The organism is Segatella copri, from assembly GCF_009494395.1.
GTDB lineage: Bacteria > Bacteroidota > Bacteroidia > Bacteroidales > Bacteroidaceae > Prevotella.
The window spans coordinates 1-1,293 of record NZ_VZCB01000081.1 but is presented as its reverse complement, the minus strand read 5'-3'; the positions used below and the strand labels follow the sequence as shown (position 1 = coordinate 1,293).

2 protein-coding genes are annotated in these 1,293 nt (G+C 38.0%); both read right to left on the bottom strand.

All coding sequences use genetic code 11. The features are described from left to right. Positions 1-140: 140 nt before the first annotated feature. A complete protein-coding gene (locus F7D73_RS11355) occupies positions 141-545 on the bottom strand; it encodes a putative toxin-antitoxin system toxin component, PIN family (protein WP_153124800.1) in 405 nt (134 codons plus the stop codon). Continuing rightward, positions 542-763, bottom strand: a complete 222-nt coding sequence (locus F7D73_RS11350) for a hypothetical protein (RefSeq protein WP_153124798.1) — start codon at positions 761-763, stop codon at positions 542-544. The genes F7D73_RS11355 and F7D73_RS11350 overlap by 4 nt, the downstream gene beginning before the upstream one ends. Positions 764-1,293 lie beyond the last annotated feature (530 nt).

Sequence of the window (1,293 nt, the reverse complement as noted above, 5' to 3'; positions counted from 1 at the left end):
GGCTTGGTTAGGGATTAAGGACCCTCCCGCAGGGGAGGGACAGGTGGGGCAAAAACACCTCCTTGGCTAAGGAGGGACGGGGTGGATCGAAAAAAACACAAAGGGATTTTCGCTTATCTATAGAGCTCTTGACATCATGATTATTGATATTTCAAAAAATCCACAAGACTTACAACTTCAACTTTTGGAAAAGGAATTGTTTTCAACACATCATAATGATGATCATTCGTGACAATACATTTGGCATGAGCAGCGATTGCGCAATCAACAAATTTATTATCATCTTTATCAACCTCAATTAAATTGAAATTGTAATAAGGGACTACCAGTTCTGTAAACCTGCTATTCAAAATAGTTTTGACAACATACTCTGCAGCAGCATTCCCCATCAGAAGTTGCATAATCTCAACATACTCTTCTATGATTTCATTAGAAATACAGAGAGTATTCTCGCCACGAACAAAACTATCCCATAAGAAATGGTATTTGCTTCGTGGAGAAACAATCTGTATTAGACAATTTGTGTCTAGAACTAAACGACTCATGACATTTTTAATTTATGCAAATCCATATCATTGATTTCATCAAGTCGTTTTTGATCAAGAACACCCGAATCCCAAAGTTCATTCAAGGATTCATCCATTTTTTTTGAATAGTAAGAATATAGCAATTCTTTCAATTCCTCCAATCCCTTCCGGGAATCATCAACTTGAAACATTTGCAAGAGATGTACCTGCGTATAATTTAATGCTGTTGTTGCCATAATCTTTAAATTAAATATTCAACTTTTGTCGCCAAAGTTACGCTTTTTTCTCGAAACCACCAAGAAAAAAGCAAGAAATCTTCAAGTTATCAGCCAATTATCTGATAAGCAGCCCTTCTAAAGTCCCGCAGTTCTCACAGATTCCCGCAGTTTTTTTACCCTTTTACCTTTTAAAGTCCCACAGATTTCACAGATTCACACAGATTTTTTCTTTTACCTTTTTACTCTTTTAAAGTCACGCAGATTTCGCAGATGACGCAGATTTTTTACCTTTTTACCTTTTTACTCTTTTACCTTTAAAAGTCCCCACAGATCTCACAGATTCCCACAGATTTTTTCTTTTACCCTTTTACTCTTTTAAAGTCACGCAGATTGCGCAGATGACGCAGATTTTTTACCTTTTTACCCTTTTACTCTTTTACCTTTAAAAGTTCCCCAGGCGGTCCCATCCCGCAAAATATGGCGAGGGCTTTGATGCCCCGCCAACCTTAGAGCGAAGCGGTTCTGAGCACCGGAGGGCGGTTACATCC

Bases quoted from the DNA above. Each gene is read 5' to 3' on its own strand.
- F7D73_RS11355 (WP_153124800.1), bottom strand. From the start codon at position 545: ATGAGTCGTTTAGTTCTAGACACAAATTGTCTAATACAGATTGTTTCT.
- F7D73_RS11350 (WP_153124798.1), bottom strand. From the start codon at position 763: ATGGCAACAACAGCATTAAATTATACGCAGGTACATCTCTTGCAAATG.